Here is a 15,783-nt window from a genome sequence, read left to right as displayed (position 1 = left end):
TCGGACCCAACCAGTGCAGTTAGAAATGACTGAAAAGAAACACAAAAACCGTTCCGGGGACATTGGGGACAAAGATGTCCCTGACCAATTGTCCCGAATGTCCCTGACTGAGCGGGCGCGCCTTGCCGCGCTCGTCGAGGCCGATGGAGATGACGCCCTCCGAACCCACCTTCTAGGGGCAATTGGGCGGGCGGAATCGGGCCGTGGAGCGCGTGGCGGCAAGCGGGAGGTACCGGATAGGTGGACCCAAATTCACGTCTTGGACCGGCTGGAAGACGCCTTCCGGACGCTCGCCAGCCAGCCCGGCGGCGGCAAAGCCCGGTCATCCAGCGTCTGGCCGGTGATGGAGCAAACAAGGCTCACCTTCAAAGACCTGATCGATATGCAGGAAACTGGCGAGCTGGAACAGCGGCAGGCTGATCAGAACCGTGTCCGCTTGGCGCCTACGTCCCTGCAGGTCTCGCAGATGGAGCAGGCACTGGCCTGGCCCTTCCAGCATCTGAGCGACCGGCCGGAGCTGGCGCGCGCGATCCAGCTGCGCGCGCTCTGGGCATCGATGGGGGTCGATATCCGCAAGCGCTGCGAGCGGCGCGGCATGGACCATGATCAGTTCAACGCGAGCTGGCAGGCGGCGCTGGCGGTGATCACCGGCGCGCTCATTGCGAGGAAGGTACCGGTCAGCTGAGACGCTGGACGATCTCGGCATGCATGGCCGCGCGAATGATCATCGCTGGGTAAGACTCTTGACCGCGGCCGGCACTGAAGTCGTCGCCGATGTTGTAAGGATCGTGTTCCAAAACCTCATAGCCCATCGTCAACGAGGTCTCTGGAATTGGGTGTCGATCGGAAGCGTAGGCCAAGAGCGACAGCAACGCGCCGACCGGGCCCGACGGCCCCGCCCCATCCTCCCACTTCCGCATGGTGTCGGCGCCGTTCGCCGGCGCCAGGCCGCACAGCTTCGCCATGTCCGCCAGCGTCAGGCGGCGGCCGATCGCATCGCCGAGATCGTGACGCAGCTGTTTGAGTTCGGGGCCGGTCACGAAGAAGCCATGCGGGCACGTTCGGTGGCTCGCAGCTCCTGCGCCAGATCGCGCAATTGCTGGCGCACCGGCTGCGAACGGCAAACCGTCCGCGCAGGGTCACGGTGCTTCCATCCACGTCTGGCATCGATCCGCCATGCGGCGCGACAGCCAGGGCACATCGATTTCGCGACGGAGATCAGTGCTTCAGCTCGAGGGTCGCGGGACATGTCAGCCTCCTAATGCAGCGTCACTTTTTCACCAACGAGCCGCGCCGGCGTCGTGGTGTCGCCATCCTTCACGAAAAGATCGTATCCAAGCCGAGCGAATGTCTGCACACGGTGATGCCCGTTGATGATCTGATTATCATCGTCGAGGTCCGCAATGCGGTTTCCGTCTTTGTCGACAACCTGTTTCATTGGCGATCTCCTACCCTGCCATCACGATTTTGGCCTGCGCGCCGACGTGCCGCAGCTCTCGTTCCATATGCGCGATCGCCGACTTGATACCCGCCAGCTTGTCCGCCATCAAGGCCGCACGATCCGGCGAAACCCGGCTTGCGACGATACATTGCCCTTCCCGCCAGCCCATCGCAACCACCGCCGCGATCTGGTCGACTCTGCCCTCCATCGAGCGCACAACTTTCAGATCCTCGGCTTTCGAAGCCGGCGCAACGCTGCCGAAGATATCGGCCTGGGTCGTGCCCTCAAGGATGGCGTCGACCGCGTTCCGGACGGACTTCCAGCCTACCAGATGGCCGCGATTGATCAGCCTGACGATGCGCGCCTGGTCGGCGTGGTTCTCGATGCGGGCGACCTCCATCGCCTGTTGCCGGTCAAGGTCACCGGACGCCACCATCTTGCGGATGTCAGCCGACAGGTTGAGCAGAAGCAGGCGCCATCGGACGCGGAACGGGGCGAGCCCCAGCTTGGTTGCGATCTCGTCGGCGTCCATGCCGAACGTGTCGCGCAGTTCCTGGAACGAGTCGGCCTCTTCGAGCGGCGTCATGTCCTCGCGCTGGACGTTCTCGATTATCTGCTTGATCAGCACGTCGGCGCCGACCTTGACGTTGCGGACGTTGGCCTCGATCGACGCGAACCGCCTGACGCCGCGGTCGCGCAGCAGCACGTGCGCGCGGTACCGGCGCTCGCCGGCGACGATGATGTAATGTCCGCGCTTCTTGTCCGGCCGGACCGTGATCGGCTGGATCAGATCGTTGGCCTTGATCGATTCCGCCAGCTCGTTGAGCGCTGCGGCGTCGAACAGTTTGCGCGGCTGCTTAGGGTCGGGTTTGATTTTGAGAAGTGAAATTTTCAATGAAGCACCCGCGCATAATGCTCCGGGAACTTGGCCTTCAATTCGGCAGGCACGTCCTCCCATTGCTTGTCGAACACCGCGCGGCACTCGTGATAGGCAAGCCACCCCGCTTTGTATTCCGGCGAGCAATCGTCGAACAGCGGTTCGCCGTCGGCCGCGTCGAAGAATCCCTCGTGATAGTGTGGATGCTGCTGGATCATCACTTCCTCCTGGCTATGTCGACGAGATCGGTCTGCAGATGGCCGTCGCCGAACAGGCCGAAGTCCAGCGCCGCTTGCGGCTTCTTTGGTTTCAGCGGCGTATCTGCCTTGCGCTGCGCGACCGACGCGACCGGATCGGGAGGCAGTAACACCGGGAGCGGTCCGGCCTTTTGCGCGGCCGGTGGACCGCTTGAGGAGCGTTTGGGGTGCATGATCGCCGCCAAGGTTGGAGTTGATAGCCACGTCTCGAGCGATAGCGTGTTGCCGTGGATGACGTCGGCGGAGACCCCGCAGAGATTCATCTGGATGTAGGCGGCGCACATCGCCGAGTAATCGATGTCGACCATCGTCCAGTGAACCTGGCGCGCGAGATCGAATTGATATTCCCGCAGCACTTCGCAGGCGGCGAGCGCCATGCCGCCGACCCCGCACGCTGGTTCCTGCAGCGTGATGAACTTCTGGCCGGACTTGCGGAAGTGCTCCACCGGCTGCTCGATGATCATCATCGCCATCATCTTCGAGACGTGCCACGGCGTGAAGAATTGCCCCAGCTCACCGCTGGCAGCGAACTCGCCGAACACCGGCCCGATGAAGTCGACCGGGTCAGCCTCGAGCGCCAGCGTCAGAGCGCCCAACATGCTGGCGAGGTTCGTCATGGTCTCGCCGGCGTGCCGGCATCGTTTGACGATCCGCATGTATTGTTCTTCGTTCTTCGCCAGATCCTCCGGCCGGAATTGCAGCGTGGCCCCGCGCATCGATCGGAACGAGGCATCGAGCCAATAGCTGATGGCCTCGTGACTGCGCCAACCCTCGCGGCGCGTGACCTCGTTCAAGTGATGCACGAACTGATCGCGCGCAGGCCTGTGCGCGTCCGTGTTGAGCAGGACGGCGGAACGCTTGACGCTCACGTCTTGCCCTCCGCCTTGGAGATGGCAGCGAGCGCAACGGCGATATCGGCCGCGCTGATCTCTACGGCGTTCGTGATCCGATGCAGGGCGGCCAGCATGTCCGGCGCGGCCGAGAACAGCCGCGCATATTCCTCGCGGTCGTTGATGCCCTGGCTGACGGTGGCGACCGTGTATTTGTCGGCCGCCACCACGACGCGGATATTCCAGCGCCGCTGTTCGATGGCCAGCGGCGTGCTGGCGATACGCTCCGCGGCCGTCGTCATCGCAGCACCTGCAGCGCGCGCACCGCATCCGGCCCGCCATCGGTCAGCACCAGCGTTGCCGCTTTGTCGTTGACGCGATCGGCCAGTGCGATGTTGCGGCGGATGATGCCGGCGACGATCGCCCCATTGTGCTTCACGGGCTTGGCCCTGCGATCGAACTCCTCGCGGGTGATGTTGATGCCGATCAGCGACGGCGCCGAAAACAGGCGAACGGTGCGCGGGCCGATATCCAGAACGACGTAGCGGCGGCGGCCGCAGGCGATGTCGGGAAGGTCCAGCGCGATCTCGATCATGCGCGCATCGACCAGCGGAGACGGCGCGGCCTCGACTTCGATTGCCTTCTGGCGTTCCTGCAGCGCATGGCCTGCGGCCTTGGCGCGCCGAGTTTCCCACGCCTTCTGAGCGGGTGACAAAATGCGGGTATCGCGGGAATGGAAGTTCATCGCACGCCCTCCCGCTGCTTGGCGGTGCAGGCTTCGAACTGATCGGCCGGCATGTCGACCACGAAGGCGACGAATGCCTTGAGGCTGAACGTCGGTCCGACCTTCTCGCGGAATGACAGGTTCAGCGGGTCGTCGGACCAGAAGGCGCGGACGGCGGCCGCGCGGCGTTCGTCGGTGGATGTCGGGAGTTGCATCGTATGATCCTCGATTAGGCGGGGCGTTGCCCCTGTTGCGGTGGTGGTCGGGACTTCAGAACAGGCGAAGGGCTTTCATGCTGGCGTGATCGCCACGAGCGATGATGATGTGGTCGTGGATGGAAATTCCGAACACCTTGACCGCTTCGACCAGCGCCTTGGTCATCTGGACGTCGGCCGATGATGGCGTGGTGTTGCCGGACGGATGATTGTGCACGAGGATCAGCGCCGAGGCGTTCAGCTCGAGCGCGCGGCGCGCGACCTCGCGCGGATAGACCGGGACGTGGTCGACCGTGCCCGTGCCCATCACTTCATCGGCGATCAGGTTGTTATTTTTGTCGAGAAACAAAACGCGGAGTTCTTCGGTGGCGCGGAAGGCCATCGCCGACTTGAGATAATCGAGAACCGTGTTCCAGCTGGACAGCGCGGGGCGGCCGATCAGGAAGCGCTTCGAGACGGCAGCGCCGACCGTCGAGAACAGCGCCAGCAGATCGGCATCGGCCAGCAGCGCGATCGAACCTGGCTCGCAGAAGCCTTGGACCTGCACCGCGACCGGGGCGGTCAGGGCGGCCTTGGCTGCCCGGCGAGTGGCCCAGGCTTTGGCGGCGGGGCTGATGGTGGTGGCGGTCATCTGTATTTCCCTCAGGAGGTGGGGCGTTGCCCCGGTGGCGTGGGAATAGAAGACCAAGAATCGGCCGTTGCTTCAACAAAAATCGACAATAAAATCAATAAACTAGCTGCTTTTGTTGACCGGTTTTAGGCCCAAGGGATGGCCTGCCGCGGCCCCGGTGGTTGGGATGGCCGGGAGCCGGAAAACGCGTGGAATCGGATTTGTGGGGACCGCTTCGGAAGTGGGGCGGCGTTACCGCCGCCCCTGCCCCGATCAGAAGGCCATTTCCATCACGCGGGTCCCGGCGAGGTTCAGCGCGTGGCGATCGTTCGCATTCGGCATGTCGCGGGCAATCTCGGTCAGCGCGCCGGCATAACCCCAGGCGGTGCGCGGCGAGCCGTACCAGTCGACGCGCTTCTCGGCGAGATCGTACGCCTGCGTCGCGATCTTCTTGGTGATCACCGGCACCTTGAGCTTGAAGATGGCATCCAAGACGTCATCCTTCGACGCGCCGATCTGGTACTGACGAGCCGACAAAACCTTCGCCTCGTCGTCGGCGGCGGACGCTTCCGCATACTTGCGGACTTCCACCGTCATCATCTCGAAGGCCTTGGCGCTCTGGTCCTTGCCGATATGGATGATGCGGGCTTCGTTGATGTCCTGCACGCCCCACACACGATGATTGCCGCAGACGTATTCGTAAAGGAACGTCATGATCCCGAACGATGCGTCGCCGACTTCGCTGTTCCACGTGAAGAAGCCGCGCGAAAGACCGCCGCCCGGGCCCGTCTCGAAAATGCGCCGCTCGTTGTCGACGAGGAAGGCGAACATGTCGCGATCGCCGAGGTACAGGCCGCGCGATCCATCGAAAGCCGCGGGCGCCGGCTGCCACGGACCCTTCGCCTCGAGCTCCAGCAGGCGCTTGGTGATGTCGCTGTTCCAGATCCGCGAATACTTGTCCGACGTCACCGCCCTGGCCGTCAGGCGATCGCCGCCGTCCCGCGCCAGCAAAAGCTGATGGTCGGAACCGTCGGCGCGCTTCAAACCGGCGTTGATGCAATCGGCCGCGATCGACGCGGGCAGCGTCTTGAGGTAGCTGGCGGGCGCTTTGGCCTTCTCGGCGACCTGGCCGAAAGACCAGTTCGTCAGCGTGGCGTTCCCGCCCTTCGGGCCGGTCAGCAGCAGCTCGTCGCCTTCTGCCGCAACGCGCAACGCGTTCGCCTTGATCTTGGCGACGGCGGCCGTGGTGCGGAACTTCATGGCCGCGTCGTGCATCGTCTGCAGCGAGCCGAAGCGCTCGTCGGCGGGACGGCGGGACCATTGGGCGTTGGCTTGGGTGAGAGTGGTAGACATGTTGCACGTTCTCCCTTGTGCGATGGTGGGCCGATGGCCCGGGTTCGAAAGCTGGATGCTTCCGGCGGTGCCGCGCCATAAAAGGGGCGGCACGACCTGAAGCAGATCAGGCCTTCTTGCCGGACCGGCGAGAAGCGCGGGCCTGCTTGCGGCGGGTCGCCCACGCCTTGAAGGCGGCGGCTGAGGTTTTCGAGATTTTCTTGGGGGTTTTGGTCTTCGTCGTCATGGCACTGTCTCCCGGTGCGGTGGTGGGGCGCGGCCCCGTTGGAATGCGGTTATATAACCTTGTTTGCGAAAGTCTCGCAAGCCTTTTATTCAATAAAATCAGCGATCTAACCGCTTATTTTTGGGTAATATTGTTTCATGTGAAACGTGCGGTTAAATATCCGGCGATATAGAGCTGGAATGGGCAGTAAACGCGGTGCGCTGGTCGAGGCGTATTTGGGGGCATTGGAAGCAAAACCGCTTCTGATCCTGACGGGCCCGACCGCCCAGCCTGCCAAAATTTCCTTCGAGAAGTCCGCAAATCTCGACGTCTTCGCGGCTCTCTGGTTCGCAAAGCCTGCGCATGCCGAGCTCGTGCTGATGCGATGCCGTGATGATCTGACAGCCATCGGCGCCGCGCGACCGCAAGGCTGGTTCGATATGTCCGCGCGCGAAATCCTCGACGCCCTCGTCAACACCGCAGCCCAACTCGGCGCGACATGGCGAACCGCTGACCTGATGAAAGCCGATGCCGAACGCGCGGTCGACCTGATCGTCAACCAGGTCGAAGCGCAGCGGAAGTCCGGCGGCCTCGCCCAGGTCAATGCCGAGTACAAAGTTTATAGGCAGCGGCAGGTCGAGCGCGGGCAAAAAGCCATCCCCTACTCCGCACATCTGCACGCTTTCACAACGTCACTCGTCGTGCTCGCCGCGGCCAACGCGAGCGCGCGCTGACACCCGAATCATCGTTCAATAAACAATTAACGGGACGATTTTCTGGGGACATTTGCCAATTGTCCCCTATGTCCCCGAGGCCCCTCGAAAATAATTGTTATGCCCGTCGCATCGGCGTTTCTATGCTGCAGGGACAAATGTCCCCGGCCAATGTCGCTTGACATTCCAAAAGTTGCGCGGCTCTTCTTCGCGGGCACACACACACCGACAACTGCGTCCGAAACAAACGGACAGTGTGAAGGGGGAGCGGGCAACAAGCCCGCGATACCCCACCCACAGAACCATCCCAGCAAAGAATCTTATCGGTACCGCGCGAACGTTAATTGCTCGCGCGCCTGACGGCGCTCGCAAATGTCCCCGATGTCCCCGGAACCCACGTCCGCTACGAGCGGGATACCGGCAACGGCACTGAAAGGCGAAAGCCCGTGGCTCGTTGCTTTTTTCACCGCGCTTTAACGCGCGAGGCTGCTTGCTCGAACTCCGTCTGGATGCCCAGCGCCTCCTGACGGGCTTTCTCGAAGTGTCCGTCGGCCAACAACGTGCCGACAAACATCAGATAAACTTGCAGGAGTTGTCCGTCGTCGTTCAGGTCAAGGATGCGCTGCGGCGGTGTCCAGTAGCCGGCGGCATCGATCCGTATCAGGAGAGATTGCAAGTCTGGGATACGGTCCGCGATCCGGCCAGGCCAAGGGTTCAACGACCTCGACGCCCGGTTCTGAAGGAATTCGGCATAATCCTTCATCGCGTAGCCAAGCGATTTGGATTCGGCGACGCGGCCTCTGGACCGAGTGCGCAGCAACGCATCCCACCAAAGCCCGATGACAAGCCCAACAAAGAAGCACAACGCCGGATAGAACCACCAAAACTCGGTGACGCTTGCAACCGCCGACAAGAGCCATTGCAGACCCTTCGTCGGGTCATCCAGATAGCCATTCCGGTCGGCCCATCGCTCAATTGCTTTTGCCGAAAGCGAAGAAATACCAACGGCGCCGACGATCCAGAGCGCTGCTTTACGTGCGGTGGAATCAGTTCCCATTTGCCCTCCAAGGCACCAGCACCGTATCGCTCGTGTAACGGCGGTTCAACGGACCGGACAGCTTATGCCCGGAAACCACCGGCCGCGGGCTTGCGGCAACGGCCCAGGAGACAGCTATGCCCCGCTTCTTCGGTGTCCGCGAGCGCGGCGCATTCGATCGGTTCTGGAACGAGCCGGGCCCGGGCAACGACAACCAGCCGGATGCGCGCTGGCCGATCTACGTGATCGGCGCCGCGGTCGCGGCGATCGTGCTGATCGGAATTTTCATCGCGTAACAGGAGGCGTACCCATGGATGTTTCGACAGGTGCAGTGCTGGTATCGGCGATCGGCGCAGCCGTGGCGGTCTATGCCATCCACAGCATTGGGCGCGGCAAAGACCGCGACAGCAAGGTCAAGCACGACGAATTCAAGGCGGCGCTCGAACCTGGGCACCGCGAGGCGATGACGAAGATTGCAGCCAATCGCGACATCGAGATTGCGAAGGCCACCAAGAAAGAACCGTCGCCGGTTATCGACGGCACAGCAACGCGCCAGCTCGCTAACGACTGATGGCGCGCCAACCTGCAAAGACGGCGCCCGCCGGCGAGCCCGTCATCACCGACGAGACGCGCAAGGTCGCCGACCTCACGGCGGATCCGCGCAATGCGCGCCGGCACTCGGAAGCGCAGATTTCGCAGATCGTCTATTCGATCGAGAATTTCGGTTTCGTCGAGAAGCTGGCGATCCGTCCCGATGGTCAGCTGATCGGCGGCCATGCCAGGCTCGAAGCCTTCAAGCGCATGGGCCGCCTCGAGGTGGAATGCCGCGTCGTCGCCGGTCTATCGGAGACTGGTTACAAGCGCCTCGGCCTCGCCCTCAACCGGATTCCAGAGAACTCACGGTGGGATGACGACATCCTGCGCGAGGTGGCGCTTGAGCTGCAGGACGACGGCGGCGATCTGCAGGCGCTGGGCTTTGGCCCGGGCGAACTGAAGAAGCTGCTCGACGAGCCCGACGAGCTCGAGGTCAAGGAGATTCAGACCAGCATCGTCGACGACGAATTCTGGATCAGCATCCGCGGCCCGCTCGCGCAGCAGGCCAACGCGCTCAAGGCGCTGAACGACGCGATGAAGCCCTTTGCCGGCGTCACCGTCGAGCAGGGTACGATCAATATCGGTTAGCCGCGCTTCAAACGCGCGACCTGCACCTCAAGATTCTGCACGACCTTGACGAGTTCCTCGATAGCCTTGACGAGGTTGAGATTGGCAGTATCCGGATTTGCGGCTGACTTAGCCCGCCGCGCGTAAGTGCCGGCCATCGATGACGACATAGCTGTACCCTCCAAGGTTGTTCTCGGAGGCTACCCACCGATTCTAGCGCGCGCAAGCTGCCTGTCAGAGACCAGGTCGTCGCCGTCTCTGGATTTGACGATACCGGGCTGGCCCTCCAAGCGGCCCGCGAAAGCATGCGCAAACACTGCGGCCGGGCCTTCGGGTAACCGGCCGCTTTCATTTCCAGCAAGAGGCAAAGCGGCAATGTCAGGCGTGCGCGTCACCGGCAAGGTCAAGTTCTTCAGCGACGAAAAGGGATTCGGCTTCATTCGCCCCGACGACGGCGGCGAAGAGGTGTTCGTTCACCGCACCGATCTCGGCCAGAACCTCAACATGCTGATCACCGACCAGCAGGTGGCGTACGAGCTGGTCGACAGCCACTCGAAGAAGGGCAACGGGAAGAAGGCAGCCAACGTCGAGCTGGTCTGATGAGCTTCAAGGGCCTGGGCGTCAAAACCGACAACAACCCGCAGGCCTTCCGCGCCAAGGTCTCGATCCGCAAGAGCGTTCTCGACGCCATCGGCGCCGACAAGGGGGTGTTCGATGCGTTCGCAGGATCAGGCGAGATGTATTCGGCCGTCTGGAAAGCGGCCGCTTTCTATACCGGCTGCGATCAGAAGCCACAGCGAGACGGCCGCCTGCTCTTCTGCGCCGACAACCGCCGCGTCATGCGCGCGATCGACCTGGCGCCATTCTCGATCTTCGATTTCGATAGCTACGGATCACCCTGGGTGCAGGCCATCATCCTCGCCGACCGACGCCGCGTCGCCGCCGGCGAGCAGCTGGGGCTGGTGCTGACCGAGGGCGCCGGCTTCGCCTACAAGTCCAACATCGTGCCGGAAGCGATCACGATCCTTACCGGGTTGCGGACCGGCATCGTCGGACTGTCCAAGAAACAGGACGCCGTCATCGACAAGGCGATAGCGGGCCTGGCGCGGCGCATGTCGTGCACCGTCGAGAAGCGCTGGCAGGCCGAGGGGCGCACCGGCGCGTCGATGCGGTATATCGGGCTGGTCTTGAAGGGAAAGGGGTTAGACCCGCAAACCTGATACGATGTCATCAGGTGTTTCTTGGACCATTTCGCTGCCACCATTGATGAAAATGATCCGCGTCGCTGCGTACCCCTTCTCGACGCCGTTGACGACTTCCATGGAGAGGATGTGATCCGTGTTTATCCAATAGATGCGATTGGCATCGCCCGTTAGCCTCTGAAACATCGTTCCTGCTCCCGATCGAGTTGGTGATCAGCAGAACAATAGCCAGCCGCCGCCAATTGGCAAGGCGACGGCCGTAACGCTTGCAATCAGCAGGATGTCAATCAGGCGCATCGGCCATCACCAATCAAAATCGTACGGAGTGCATTGGGCCCCATTCCCGGGGCAAAACCACGTCTTAGCGGTCTCCTTGTCGACAACCATCGCGGGAAGAATGACCGTGCCATCATTTTTGAACAGATGTTGAAGTTCAAAACGATCGTCTCGGCCAGCGCCATCGATAGCTCGGAGAATGATTTTGCATTTCCCTTTGCCGTCCGCGCCTTTGGCACAACGGACAGTCTCGCCCGTTTTACGGTTCGTTCGAAAAAACACCTCGTAAGTGCCGTTATTACCAGTGCTCATTATCGAAAAGTTGTCAGCTGCCCAAGCATGTTGCGCAAAACCTGCCATGGCCAGCAAAGCAATTACGGCTTTCATCATTAGATGCCCTTTCGGTCGTCAGGATCAGTGATGCTGCGGGACTCGCAGCGGATTATGGTACCCTGTCGGAAGGAATGGCTGCAAATCCTTCTTGATGTAGTGCCGCTTACCCAACGCCGACAGTTTGTCGATCATGCGCAGCGTGTAATCGCGCCAGTCCTCGGTTTTGGTGATCGGCAGATAGTTGACCCTGCCGACCTTGTAGAGATCGACGAATTCGTGAGTCGCATCGACGATCGACAAAGACGCCTCCACGTCGATGGTCGGCTCAAGGCTGACCCACGTGAAGATGCCCTTTCCGTGAAAGGCCTTGAGCGCGGCGATCCGGTCGCCCGGCAGGGCAGCGCCGCTTTCCCACTTCTGCGAGAAGCGGTCGTCCAGGCTGGTCATCGTCGAGGCGAAGGCGTCGCGGTCAGTGCGGAACAGGTCGATATCGGCCAGCGCCCGCGTGCCGCCCTTCGTCAGGGTGCAGATCGCCAGGCCGTGTTGCTGGATGATCTCGAGCGACGGCCGCGTCAGCGTCATGTCGGTCGGGTTGTAGACGTCGGACGTGAACGACAGCATCACCTGTTCGGTGATGCCGGCCAGCTGGTATTTGACGGCGTCGCGTTTGAGTTGATCGAGATACCCGCCGCGCGCCACCGCGCCGGCATTGAATTCGCCGCGGTCCTGTTTCGTGACTCGCGGCACGTAGCAGTAAGCGCATTTGTGACCGCAGCCGCGATATGGATTTGCGGCGAGCGGCGAGTACTCGCCGGCCTGGCCGCGTGGTGCGTAAATGTGCGAGCAGCCTTTGACGGAGATGCCGTCGTCGTTGAGTTGGATGACAGCCATTCGGTGAGCGCCTTTCGATTCGGTTCTATAACCGCATTGTGAGCGCAAACGTCCGTTTTCACTACTCTTTTTGAAACCTTTGGGATAAGTGCGGTTCTGCTATGGCGAGGAAGAAAGAACCGAAGAAAACAGGGCGGCCGCCAGTAACGATTGACCCGGTCGACTTGGAAAAGCTGGGCGCACTGCATGCCACCCTCGAAGAGGTTGCTGGCTTCTACGGTTGCACTAAGCGAACCGTCATCAATCGACTGAAGGACCCGGATCTTCTGCTTGCGTTCGAGAACGGCAAGCAGAAGGGCAAGCTGAATTTGCGTCGGCTGCAGATGCGCCACGCGCAAGGCACCGGCTCCGGCGCCGTCAACATGACGATCCACCTCTCGAAACATCTGCTCGGCCAAACCGACAAGTCGCTGCTCGAGCTGACCGGCAAAAACGGCGGCGCGATCGAAACCAGAGATGTCAGTGCAAGAGCAGTTGTCGCAGGCCGAATTGCTAGCATCGCTTCCCGAATCCGAACGGGCGGCGATTCTGGCGGACCTGACGGAAGCACAGCTTGAAAGCCTGAGGTGGGACTGGTCCTTCTGGGCCCGTCCCGATCAGATCGAGCCAATAGGCAGCAACTGGAATAACTGGCTCATCCTGGCCGGTCGTGGCTACGGCAAGACCCGCACCGGGGCCGAATGGGTCCGGCAGAACGTCTGCGGCTCAACGCCATTGGCGCCGGGGCGGTATAAGCAAATCGCGTTGATTGCCGAGACCGCGGCCGATGCTCGCGAAGTCATGGTCGGCGACGGGAAGATTCCCGGCGAGGGTTCGGGCCTTCTACAGGTCCACCCGAAAGACTTCCGGCCGATCTACGAGCCGTCAAAGCGACGCCTGACCTGGCCGAACGGCGCGATCGCGACGCTCTACAACGCGACCGAACCGGACCAGCTCCGCGGCCCGCAGCATGATGCGGCATGGTGCGACGAGCTGGCGAAGTGGCAGTACGCTCAGGATTCCTGGGATCAGTTGCAGTTCGGGCTTCGTCTCGGCGATCACCCCCGCGTCGTCATCACCACGACGCCGCGGCCGATCCCGCTGATCCGCAAGCTGCTCGCCGACGGACCAACGAAAGTCACACGCGGCAGCACGATGGAGAACGCGGCAAATCTTCCGCCGACGTTCATTGCTTCGATTCAGGACCGATACGCCGGTACCAGGCTTGGCAGGCAGGAATTGAACGCCGAAGTTCTCGACGATATCCCGGGCGCGCTGTGGACCCGGACGATGATCGACCATGCGCGCAAGCGCGTCGAGCTGCCGGAGATGCAGCGGATCGTCGTCTCGATCGACCCGTCCGGCACCGCCGGCGAGGAAGACGCGGGCGACCCGATCGGCATCATCGTTGCCGGCAAGGGTATCGACGGCCGCGGCTATGTTCTGGCTGACCGGAGCTGCAAGCTTTCGCCGGATGGCTGGGGCAAGCGGGCCGTCAAGGCGTATTACGAATTCCTGGCCGACCGCATCGTTGCCGAACGAAACTTCGGCGGGGCGATGGTCGAACACGTCATCCGCACCGTCGACAAGAACGTCCCGTATGTCGAAGTGGTGGCCTCGCGCGGCAAGGCGATCCGAGCCGAACCGGTTGCGGCGCTCTACGAACAGAAGCGCATCACACACATCGGCGATCTCGCCGTGCTCGAGGATCAGATGTGCGCAATGACGAGCGACGGATATGGATTGGAGGGTTCGCCTGACCGGCTCGACGCGGCCGTCTGGGCGATCAGCTACCTGATGTTCACGGCCAAGACGCCGATCGTCGTGTCGCCGGAGGCGATCGCGAAGTCCAAGGAGACTCCCGCCTATCGTCGGAAGCGGCTAGCGTGAAGGGCAAGAAGAAACTAGCCAAGGCGATCGCCACACAGATCGCGATGGAATTCCTGGCGCAGCAGGCCCGCGCGCCTCGTCGTGCGCCTGCCAAACGATCCGCCGCGCCGAAGGCTGTGCCGCCGGCGCCATCGGTCGCCGCCGCGCCTGAGCGCAAGCCGATCAAGGTTTCGGATACCGCGCTGCATCTGTCCAGGCAGCGCAAGCCGCGCTACCAGCGCCTCGATCCGTTCAAGCTGCCGGCGTTCCCGGTTGCGATGAATGACCATGTACCATCTCACCGCCGGATGGCCGCGGACACCGCACTGACCAGCACGGCTGCATGGGCCGGCGGCGTCTGGAACAATTACGGCTACACCGCCGCCTTCGAGGGCGTGACGTTCCTCGGATATCCGTACCTCGCCGAACTGGCGCAGCGCCCGGAATACCGCGTCATTGTCGAGACCATTGCCACCGAGATGACGCGGAAGTGGATCCGCATAGAGGCGAAGGGCGAAAAGGACAAGTCACGGCGGATCGCGCAGCTCGGGGACGAACTGGAGCGCCTGCAGGTCCGCGAGCGCTTCGGCCAGATTTGCGAGGTCGACGGCTACTTCGGCCGCGCGCATCTCTACATCGACACCGGTCAAACCGACGATCGGCAGGAACTGTTGACGCCGATTGGCAACGGCACGAACAGCATCAGCAAGGAGAAGATCAGCCGGGGCTCAATCAAGCGCCTGGCCGTGGTTGAGCCGATCTGGTGCTATCCGGCCAACTACAATTCGAACAACCCGCTCAAGCCGGACTGGTACAACCCGCAGACCTGGTTCGCGATGGCGAACGAGCTGCACACCTCGCGCCTGCTGCCCTTCGTCGGCCGCGAAGTGCCAGACCTGCTCAAGCCGGCCTACTCGTTCGGCGGCCTCTCGCTGACCCAGATGGCCAAGCCCTATGTCGAAAACTGGCTGAACACGCGCCAAAGCGTGGCCGATATCATCCAGGCCTTCTCGCAGATGGTCCTCAAGACCAATCTCGGCGAGACGCTGACGCCTGGAGGTGACCAGCTGTTCGCCCGCGTCGACCTGTTCAACAACACCCGCGACAACCGCGGGACGATGGTGATCGACAAGGAGTCGGAGGAATTCGAGAACGTCTCGGCGCCGCTGGGCACGCTCGATGCCCTGCAGGCGCAGACGCAAGAACACATGGCTTCGGTCAGCCGCATCCCGTTGATCAAGCTGCTCGGCATCTCGCCGCACGGCATGAACGCGACGGCAGAACCGGAGCTCCGGGCCTTCTACGACACGATCCATGCGTTCCAGGGCAAGTTCTTCACGCCCAACCTCAAGCGCATCTTCGCGCTGGCGCAGCTCAACATCTGGGGCCGCGTCGATCCTGATCTTTCGTTCGTCTATGTCCCGCTCTGGTCGATGACCGAAAAGGAAGAGGCCGAAGTCCGCAAGCTGGACGCCGAGACCGGACAGATCCACGTCGACTCCGGTGTGCTGTCTCCGGAAGAGGAGCGGGCCCGCATCGCTGCCGATCCTTCGACGCGATATCCCGGCATCGAACCAGACGACGTTCCGGAGCCTCCGGATGAAGACGACGATGACGGCGGTGATGACGGCGACGCCGACAAGACCGGCGCCACGGAACGCCCGGCCGGTGAAGCTGGCGAGGCCGACAAGACGGAAGATCGCGAACAGCAGGCGGCGTGATGGCGAGGGCCTCCAAGAACCAGAAGGTCTTGAGGCCTGTCCATCCTAATGCCGGCATTCAGGCCGCCTATCGCAAGCGCCTCGATCGAC

Annotated in this window: 25 protein-coding genes; 10 read left to right on the top strand and 15 right to left on the bottom strand. The window is 62.3% G+C overall.

Features of this window, described 5'->3' with window-relative positions:
* The first annotated feature begins 25 nt into the window (after positions 1–25).
* Positions 26–685, top strand: a complete 660-nt coding sequence (locus ACSQ84_RS11450; RefSeq protein WP_436211769.1) for a hypothetical protein — start codon at positions 26–28, stop codon at positions 683–685.
* On the opposite strand, the gene ACSQ84_RS11445 is transcribed toward ACSQ84_RS11450, so the two are convergent.
* The 10 genes from ACSQ84_RS11445 to ACSQ84_RS11400 all read right to left on the bottom strand — a co-directional run bounded on the left by ACSQ84_RS11445 (position 678) and on the right by ACSQ84_RS11400 (position 6,307).
* Positions 678–1,040 (bottom strand): hypothetical protein, encoded by a 363-nt coding sequence (locus tag ACSQ84_RS11445; protein WP_436211768.1) that lies wholly within the window; start codon positions 1,038–1,040, stop codon positions 678–680. The genes ACSQ84_RS11450 and ACSQ84_RS11445 overlap by 8 nt on opposite strands.
* A gap of 218 nt (positions 1,041–1,258) precedes the next feature.
* Positions 1,259–1,438 (bottom strand): hypothetical protein, encoded by a 180-nt coding sequence (locus tag ACSQ84_RS11440; protein WP_436211767.1) that lies wholly within the window; start codon positions 1,436–1,438, stop codon positions 1,259–1,261.
* 10 nt (positions 1,439–1,448) lie between these two features.
* Complete coding sequence (locus ACSQ84_RS11435) at positions 1,449–2,336, bottom strand: ParB/RepB/Spo0J family partition protein (RefSeq protein WP_436211766.1); 888 nt, start codon at positions 2,334–2,336, stop codon at positions 1,449–1,451.
* Complete coding sequence (locus tag ACSQ84_RS11430) at positions 2,333–2,536, bottom strand: hypothetical protein (RefSeq protein WP_436211765.1); 204 nt, start codon at positions 2,534–2,536, stop codon at positions 2,333–2,335. Before ACSQ84_RS11430 ends, ACSQ84_RS11435 begins: the two co-directional genes overlap by 4 nt.
* Positions 2,536–3,444 carry an N-6 DNA methylase gene (locus ACSQ84_RS11425; RefSeq protein WP_436211764.1) on the bottom strand — a complete coding sequence of 303 codons (909 nt, stop codon included), beginning with the start codon at positions 3,442–3,444 and terminating at the stop codon, positions 2,536–2,538. Before ACSQ84_RS11425 ends, ACSQ84_RS11430 begins: the two co-directional genes overlap by 1 nt.
* Positions 3,441–3,707 carry a hypothetical protein gene (locus ACSQ84_RS11420; RefSeq protein ID WP_436211763.1) on the bottom strand — a complete coding sequence of 89 codons (267 nt, stop codon included), beginning with the start codon at positions 3,705–3,707 and terminating at the stop codon, positions 3,441–3,443. The genes ACSQ84_RS11425 and ACSQ84_RS11420 overlap by 4 nt, the downstream gene beginning before the upstream one ends.
* Positions 3,704–4,150 (bottom strand): hypothetical protein, encoded by a 447-nt coding sequence (locus tag ACSQ84_RS11415; RefSeq protein WP_436211762.1) that lies wholly within the window; start codon positions 4,148–4,150, stop codon positions 3,704–3,706. The genes ACSQ84_RS11420 and ACSQ84_RS11415 overlap by 4 nt, the downstream gene beginning before the upstream one ends.
* Positions 4,147–4,344, bottom strand: coding sequence for a hypothetical protein (locus ACSQ84_RS11410; RefSeq protein ID WP_436211761.1), 198 nt, complete (start codon positions 4,342–4,344; stop codon positions 4,147–4,149). The genes ACSQ84_RS11415 and ACSQ84_RS11410 overlap by 4 nt, the downstream gene beginning before the upstream one ends.
* 55 nt (positions 4,345–4,399) lie before the next feature.
* Complete coding sequence (locus tag ACSQ84_RS11405; protein WP_436211760.1) at positions 4,400–4,975, bottom strand: JAB domain-containing protein; 576 nt, start codon at positions 4,973–4,975, stop codon at positions 4,400–4,402.
* Positions 4,976–5,227: 252 nt separating this feature from the next.
* Entirely contained in the window at positions 5,228–6,307 is a 1,080-nt protein-coding gene (locus ACSQ84_RS11400; RefSeq protein WP_436211759.1) for a hypothetical protein, read from the bottom strand.
* A gap of 405 nt (positions 6,308–6,712) precedes the next feature.
* Between ACSQ84_RS11400 and ACSQ84_RS11395 the strand changes: the two genes are divergently transcribed.
* Complete coding sequence (locus tag ACSQ84_RS11395; protein ID WP_436211758.1) at positions 6,713–7,246, top strand: hypothetical protein; 534 nt, start codon at positions 6,713–6,715, stop codon at positions 7,244–7,246.
* A gap of 442 nt (positions 7,247–7,688) precedes the next feature.
* On the opposite strand, the gene ACSQ84_RS11390 is transcribed toward ACSQ84_RS11395, so the two are convergent.
* On the bottom strand, positions 7,689–8,282 hold the full coding sequence (locus tag ACSQ84_RS11390) for a hypothetical protein (protein WP_436211757.1): 594 nt from the start codon (positions 8,280–8,282) through the stop codon (positions 7,689–7,691).
* Between the two features lie 116 nt (positions 8,283–8,398).
* Here ACSQ84_RS11390 and ACSQ84_RS11385 point away from each other — a divergent pair, with 116 nt between their 5' ends.
* Genes ACSQ84_RS11385 through ACSQ84_RS11375 form a run of 3 tightly spaced genes read left to right on the top strand, consistent with a single transcriptional unit; the run spans position 8,399 to position 9,443 of the window.
* Positions 8,399–8,557 carry a hypothetical protein gene (locus ACSQ84_RS11385; RefSeq protein WP_436211756.1) on the top strand — a complete coding sequence of 53 codons (159 nt, stop codon included), beginning with the start codon at positions 8,399–8,401 and terminating at the stop codon, positions 8,555–8,557.
* A gap of 14 nt (positions 8,558–8,571) precedes the next feature.
* On the top strand, positions 8,572–8,832 hold the full coding sequence (locus ACSQ84_RS11380; RefSeq protein ID WP_436211755.1) for a hypothetical protein: 261 nt from the start codon (positions 8,572–8,574) through the stop codon (positions 8,830–8,832).
* The gene (locus ACSQ84_RS11375) at positions 8,832–9,443 is read left to right on the top strand and encodes a ParB/Srx family N-terminal domain-containing protein (protein WP_436211754.1); all 612 of its coding nucleotides are present in this window, start codon (positions 8,832–8,834) and stop codon (positions 9,441–9,443) included. The genes ACSQ84_RS11380 and ACSQ84_RS11375 overlap by 1 nt, the downstream gene beginning before the upstream one ends.
* Here ACSQ84_RS11375 and ACSQ84_RS11370 read toward each other — a convergent pair.
* The gene (locus ACSQ84_RS11370; RefSeq protein ID WP_436211753.1) at positions 9,440–9,592 is read right to left on the bottom strand and encodes a hypothetical protein; all 153 of its coding nucleotides are present in this window, start codon (positions 9,590–9,592) and stop codon (positions 9,440–9,442) included. The genes ACSQ84_RS11375 and ACSQ84_RS11370 overlap by 4 nt on opposite strands.
* A gap of 205 nt (positions 9,593–9,797) precedes the next feature.
* On the opposite strand from ACSQ84_RS11370, the gene ACSQ84_RS11365 reads away from it, so the two are divergent.
* Both ACSQ84_RS11365 and ACSQ84_RS11360 read left to right on the top strand, forming a co-directional pair.
* Positions 9,798–10,022 (top strand): cold shock domain-containing protein, encoded by a 225-nt coding sequence (locus ACSQ84_RS11365; protein ID WP_436211752.1) that lies wholly within the window; start codon positions 9,798–9,800, stop codon positions 10,020–10,022.
* Positions 10,022–10,642, top strand: coding sequence for a hypothetical protein (locus ACSQ84_RS11360; RefSeq protein ID WP_436211751.1), 621 nt, complete (start codon positions 10,022–10,024; stop codon positions 10,640–10,642). Before ACSQ84_RS11365 ends, ACSQ84_RS11360 begins: the two co-directional genes overlap by 1 nt.
* Here ACSQ84_RS11360 and ACSQ84_RS11355 read toward each other — a convergent pair.
* The 3 genes from ACSQ84_RS11355 to ACSQ84_RS11345 form a co-directional block, all read right to left on the bottom strand.
* Entirely contained in the window at positions 10,625–10,810 is a 186-nt protein-coding gene (locus ACSQ84_RS11355; RefSeq protein WP_436211750.1) for a hypothetical protein, read from the bottom strand. The two genes, ACSQ84_RS11360 and ACSQ84_RS11355, sit on opposite strands and share 18 nt — an antisense overlap.
* Positions 10,811–10,927: 117 nt before the next feature.
* The gene (locus ACSQ84_RS11350; RefSeq protein ID WP_436211749.1) at positions 10,928–11,287 is read right to left on the bottom strand and encodes a hypothetical protein; all 360 of its coding nucleotides are present in this window, start codon (positions 11,285–11,287) and stop codon (positions 10,928–10,930) included.
* Between the two features lie 27 nt (positions 11,288–11,314).
* Positions 11,315–12,124: a radical SAM protein gene (locus tag ACSQ84_RS11345; RefSeq protein WP_436211748.1), complete on the bottom strand. Its 810-nt coding sequence runs from the start codon at positions 12,122–12,124 to the stop codon at positions 11,315–11,317.
* A 101-nt stretch (positions 12,125–12,225) separates the two neighbouring features.
* Here ACSQ84_RS11345 and ACSQ84_RS11340 point away from each other — a divergent pair, with 101 nt between their 5' ends.
* Genes ACSQ84_RS11340 through ACSQ84_RS11330 form a run of 3 tightly spaced genes read left to right on the top strand, consistent with a single transcriptional unit; the run spans position 12,226 to position 15,693 of the window.
* Positions 12,226–12,681 carry a hypothetical protein gene (locus tag ACSQ84_RS11340; RefSeq protein ID WP_436211747.1) on the top strand — a complete coding sequence of 152 codons (456 nt, stop codon included), beginning with the start codon at positions 12,226–12,228 and terminating at the stop codon, positions 12,679–12,681.
* Positions 12,614–13,993 carry a DNA-packaging protein gene (locus ACSQ84_RS11335; RefSeq protein WP_436211746.1) on the top strand — a complete coding sequence of 460 codons (1,380 nt, stop codon included), beginning with the start codon at positions 12,614–12,616 and terminating at the stop codon, positions 13,991–13,993. The genes ACSQ84_RS11340 and ACSQ84_RS11335 overlap by 68 nt, the downstream gene beginning before the upstream one ends.
* A complete protein-coding gene (locus tag ACSQ84_RS11330; protein ID WP_436211745.1) occupies positions 13,990–15,693 on the top strand; it encodes a DUF1073 domain-containing protein in 1,704 nt (567 codons plus the stop codon). The genes ACSQ84_RS11335 and ACSQ84_RS11330 overlap by 4 nt, the downstream gene beginning before the upstream one ends.
* Positions 15,694–15,783 lie beyond the last annotated feature (90 nt).

Origin of the sequence: Bradyrhizobium sp. LjRoot220, from assembly GCF_964252915.1 — a bacterium.
Lineage (GTDB): Bacteria > Pseudomonadota > Alphaproteobacteria > Rhizobiales > Xanthobacteraceae > Bradyrhizobium.
The sequence above is the reverse complement of the archived record's forward strand: the minus strand, read 5'-3'. Positions and strand labels throughout refer to the sequence as shown.

Coding starts and splice junctions, on each gene's coding strand:
- ACSQ84_RS11450 (WP_436211769.1), top strand. CDS start 26: ATGACTGAAAAGAAACACAAAAACCGTTCCGGGGACATTGGGGACAAA.
- ACSQ84_RS11440 (WP_436211767.1), bottom strand. CDS start 1,438: ATGAAACAGGTTGTCGACAAAGACGGAAACCGCATTGCGGACCTCGAC.
- ACSQ84_RS11430 (WP_436211765.1), bottom strand. CDS start 2,536: ATGATCCAGCAGCATCCACACTATCACGAGGGATTCTTCGACGCGGCC.
- ACSQ84_RS11420 (WP_436211763.1), bottom strand. CDS start 3,707: ATGACGACGGCCGCGGAGCGTATCGCCAGCACGCCGCTGGCCATCGAA.
- ACSQ84_RS11415 (WP_436211762.1), bottom strand. CDS start 4,150: ATGAACTTCCATTCCCGCGATACCCGCATTTTGTCACCCGCTCAGAAG.
- ACSQ84_RS11410 (WP_436211761.1), bottom strand. CDS start 4,344: ATGCAACTCCCGACATCCACCGACGAACGCCGCGCGGCCGCCGTCCGC.
- ACSQ84_RS11405 (WP_436211760.1), bottom strand. CDS start 4,975: ATGACCGCCACCACCATCAGCCCCGCCGCCAAAGCCTGGGCCACTCGC.
- ACSQ84_RS11400 (WP_436211759.1), bottom strand. CDS start 6,307: ATGTCTACCACTCTCACCCAAGCCAACGCCCAATGGTCCCGCCGTCCC.
- ACSQ84_RS11395 (WP_436211758.1), top strand. CDS start 6,713: ATGGGCAGTAAACGCGGTGCGCTGGTCGAGGCGTATTTGGGGGCATTG.
- ACSQ84_RS11390 (WP_436211757.1), bottom strand. CDS start 8,282: ATGGGAACTGATTCCACCGCACGTAAAGCAGCGCTCTGGATCGTCGGC.
- ACSQ84_RS11385 (WP_436211756.1), top strand. CDS start 8,399: ATGCCCCGCTTCTTCGGTGTCCGCGAGCGCGGCGCATTCGATCGGTTC.
- ACSQ84_RS11380 (WP_436211755.1), top strand. CDS start 8,572: ATGGATGTTTCGACAGGTGCAGTGCTGGTATCGGCGATCGGCGCAGCC.
- ACSQ84_RS11375 (WP_436211754.1), top strand. CDS start 8,832: ATGGCGCGCCAACCTGCAAAGACGGCGCCCGCCGGCGAGCCCGTCATC.
- ACSQ84_RS11370 (WP_436211753.1), bottom strand. CDS start 9,592: ATGTCGTCATCGATGGCCGGCACTTACGCGCGGCGGGCTAAGTCAGCC.
- ACSQ84_RS11365 (WP_436211752.1), top strand. CDS start 9,798: ATGTCAGGCGTGCGCGTCACCGGCAAGGTCAAGTTCTTCAGCGACGAA.
- ACSQ84_RS11360 (WP_436211751.1), top strand. CDS start 10,022: ATGAGCTTCAAGGGCCTGGGCGTCAAAACCGACAACAACCCGCAGGCC.
- ACSQ84_RS11355 (WP_436211750.1), bottom strand. CDS start 10,810: ATGTTTCAGAGGCTAACGGGCGATGCCAATCGCATCTATTGGATAAAC.
- ACSQ84_RS11350 (WP_436211749.1), bottom strand. CDS start 11,287: ATGAAAGCCGTAATTGCTTTGCTGGCCATGGCAGGTTTTGCGCAACAT.
- ACSQ84_RS11345 (WP_436211748.1), bottom strand. CDS start 12,124: ATGGCTGTCATCCAACTCAACGACGACGGCATCTCCGTCAAAGGCTGC.
- ACSQ84_RS11340 (WP_436211747.1), top strand. CDS start 12,226: ATGGCGAGGAAGAAAGAACCGAAGAAAACAGGGCGGCCGCCAGTAACG.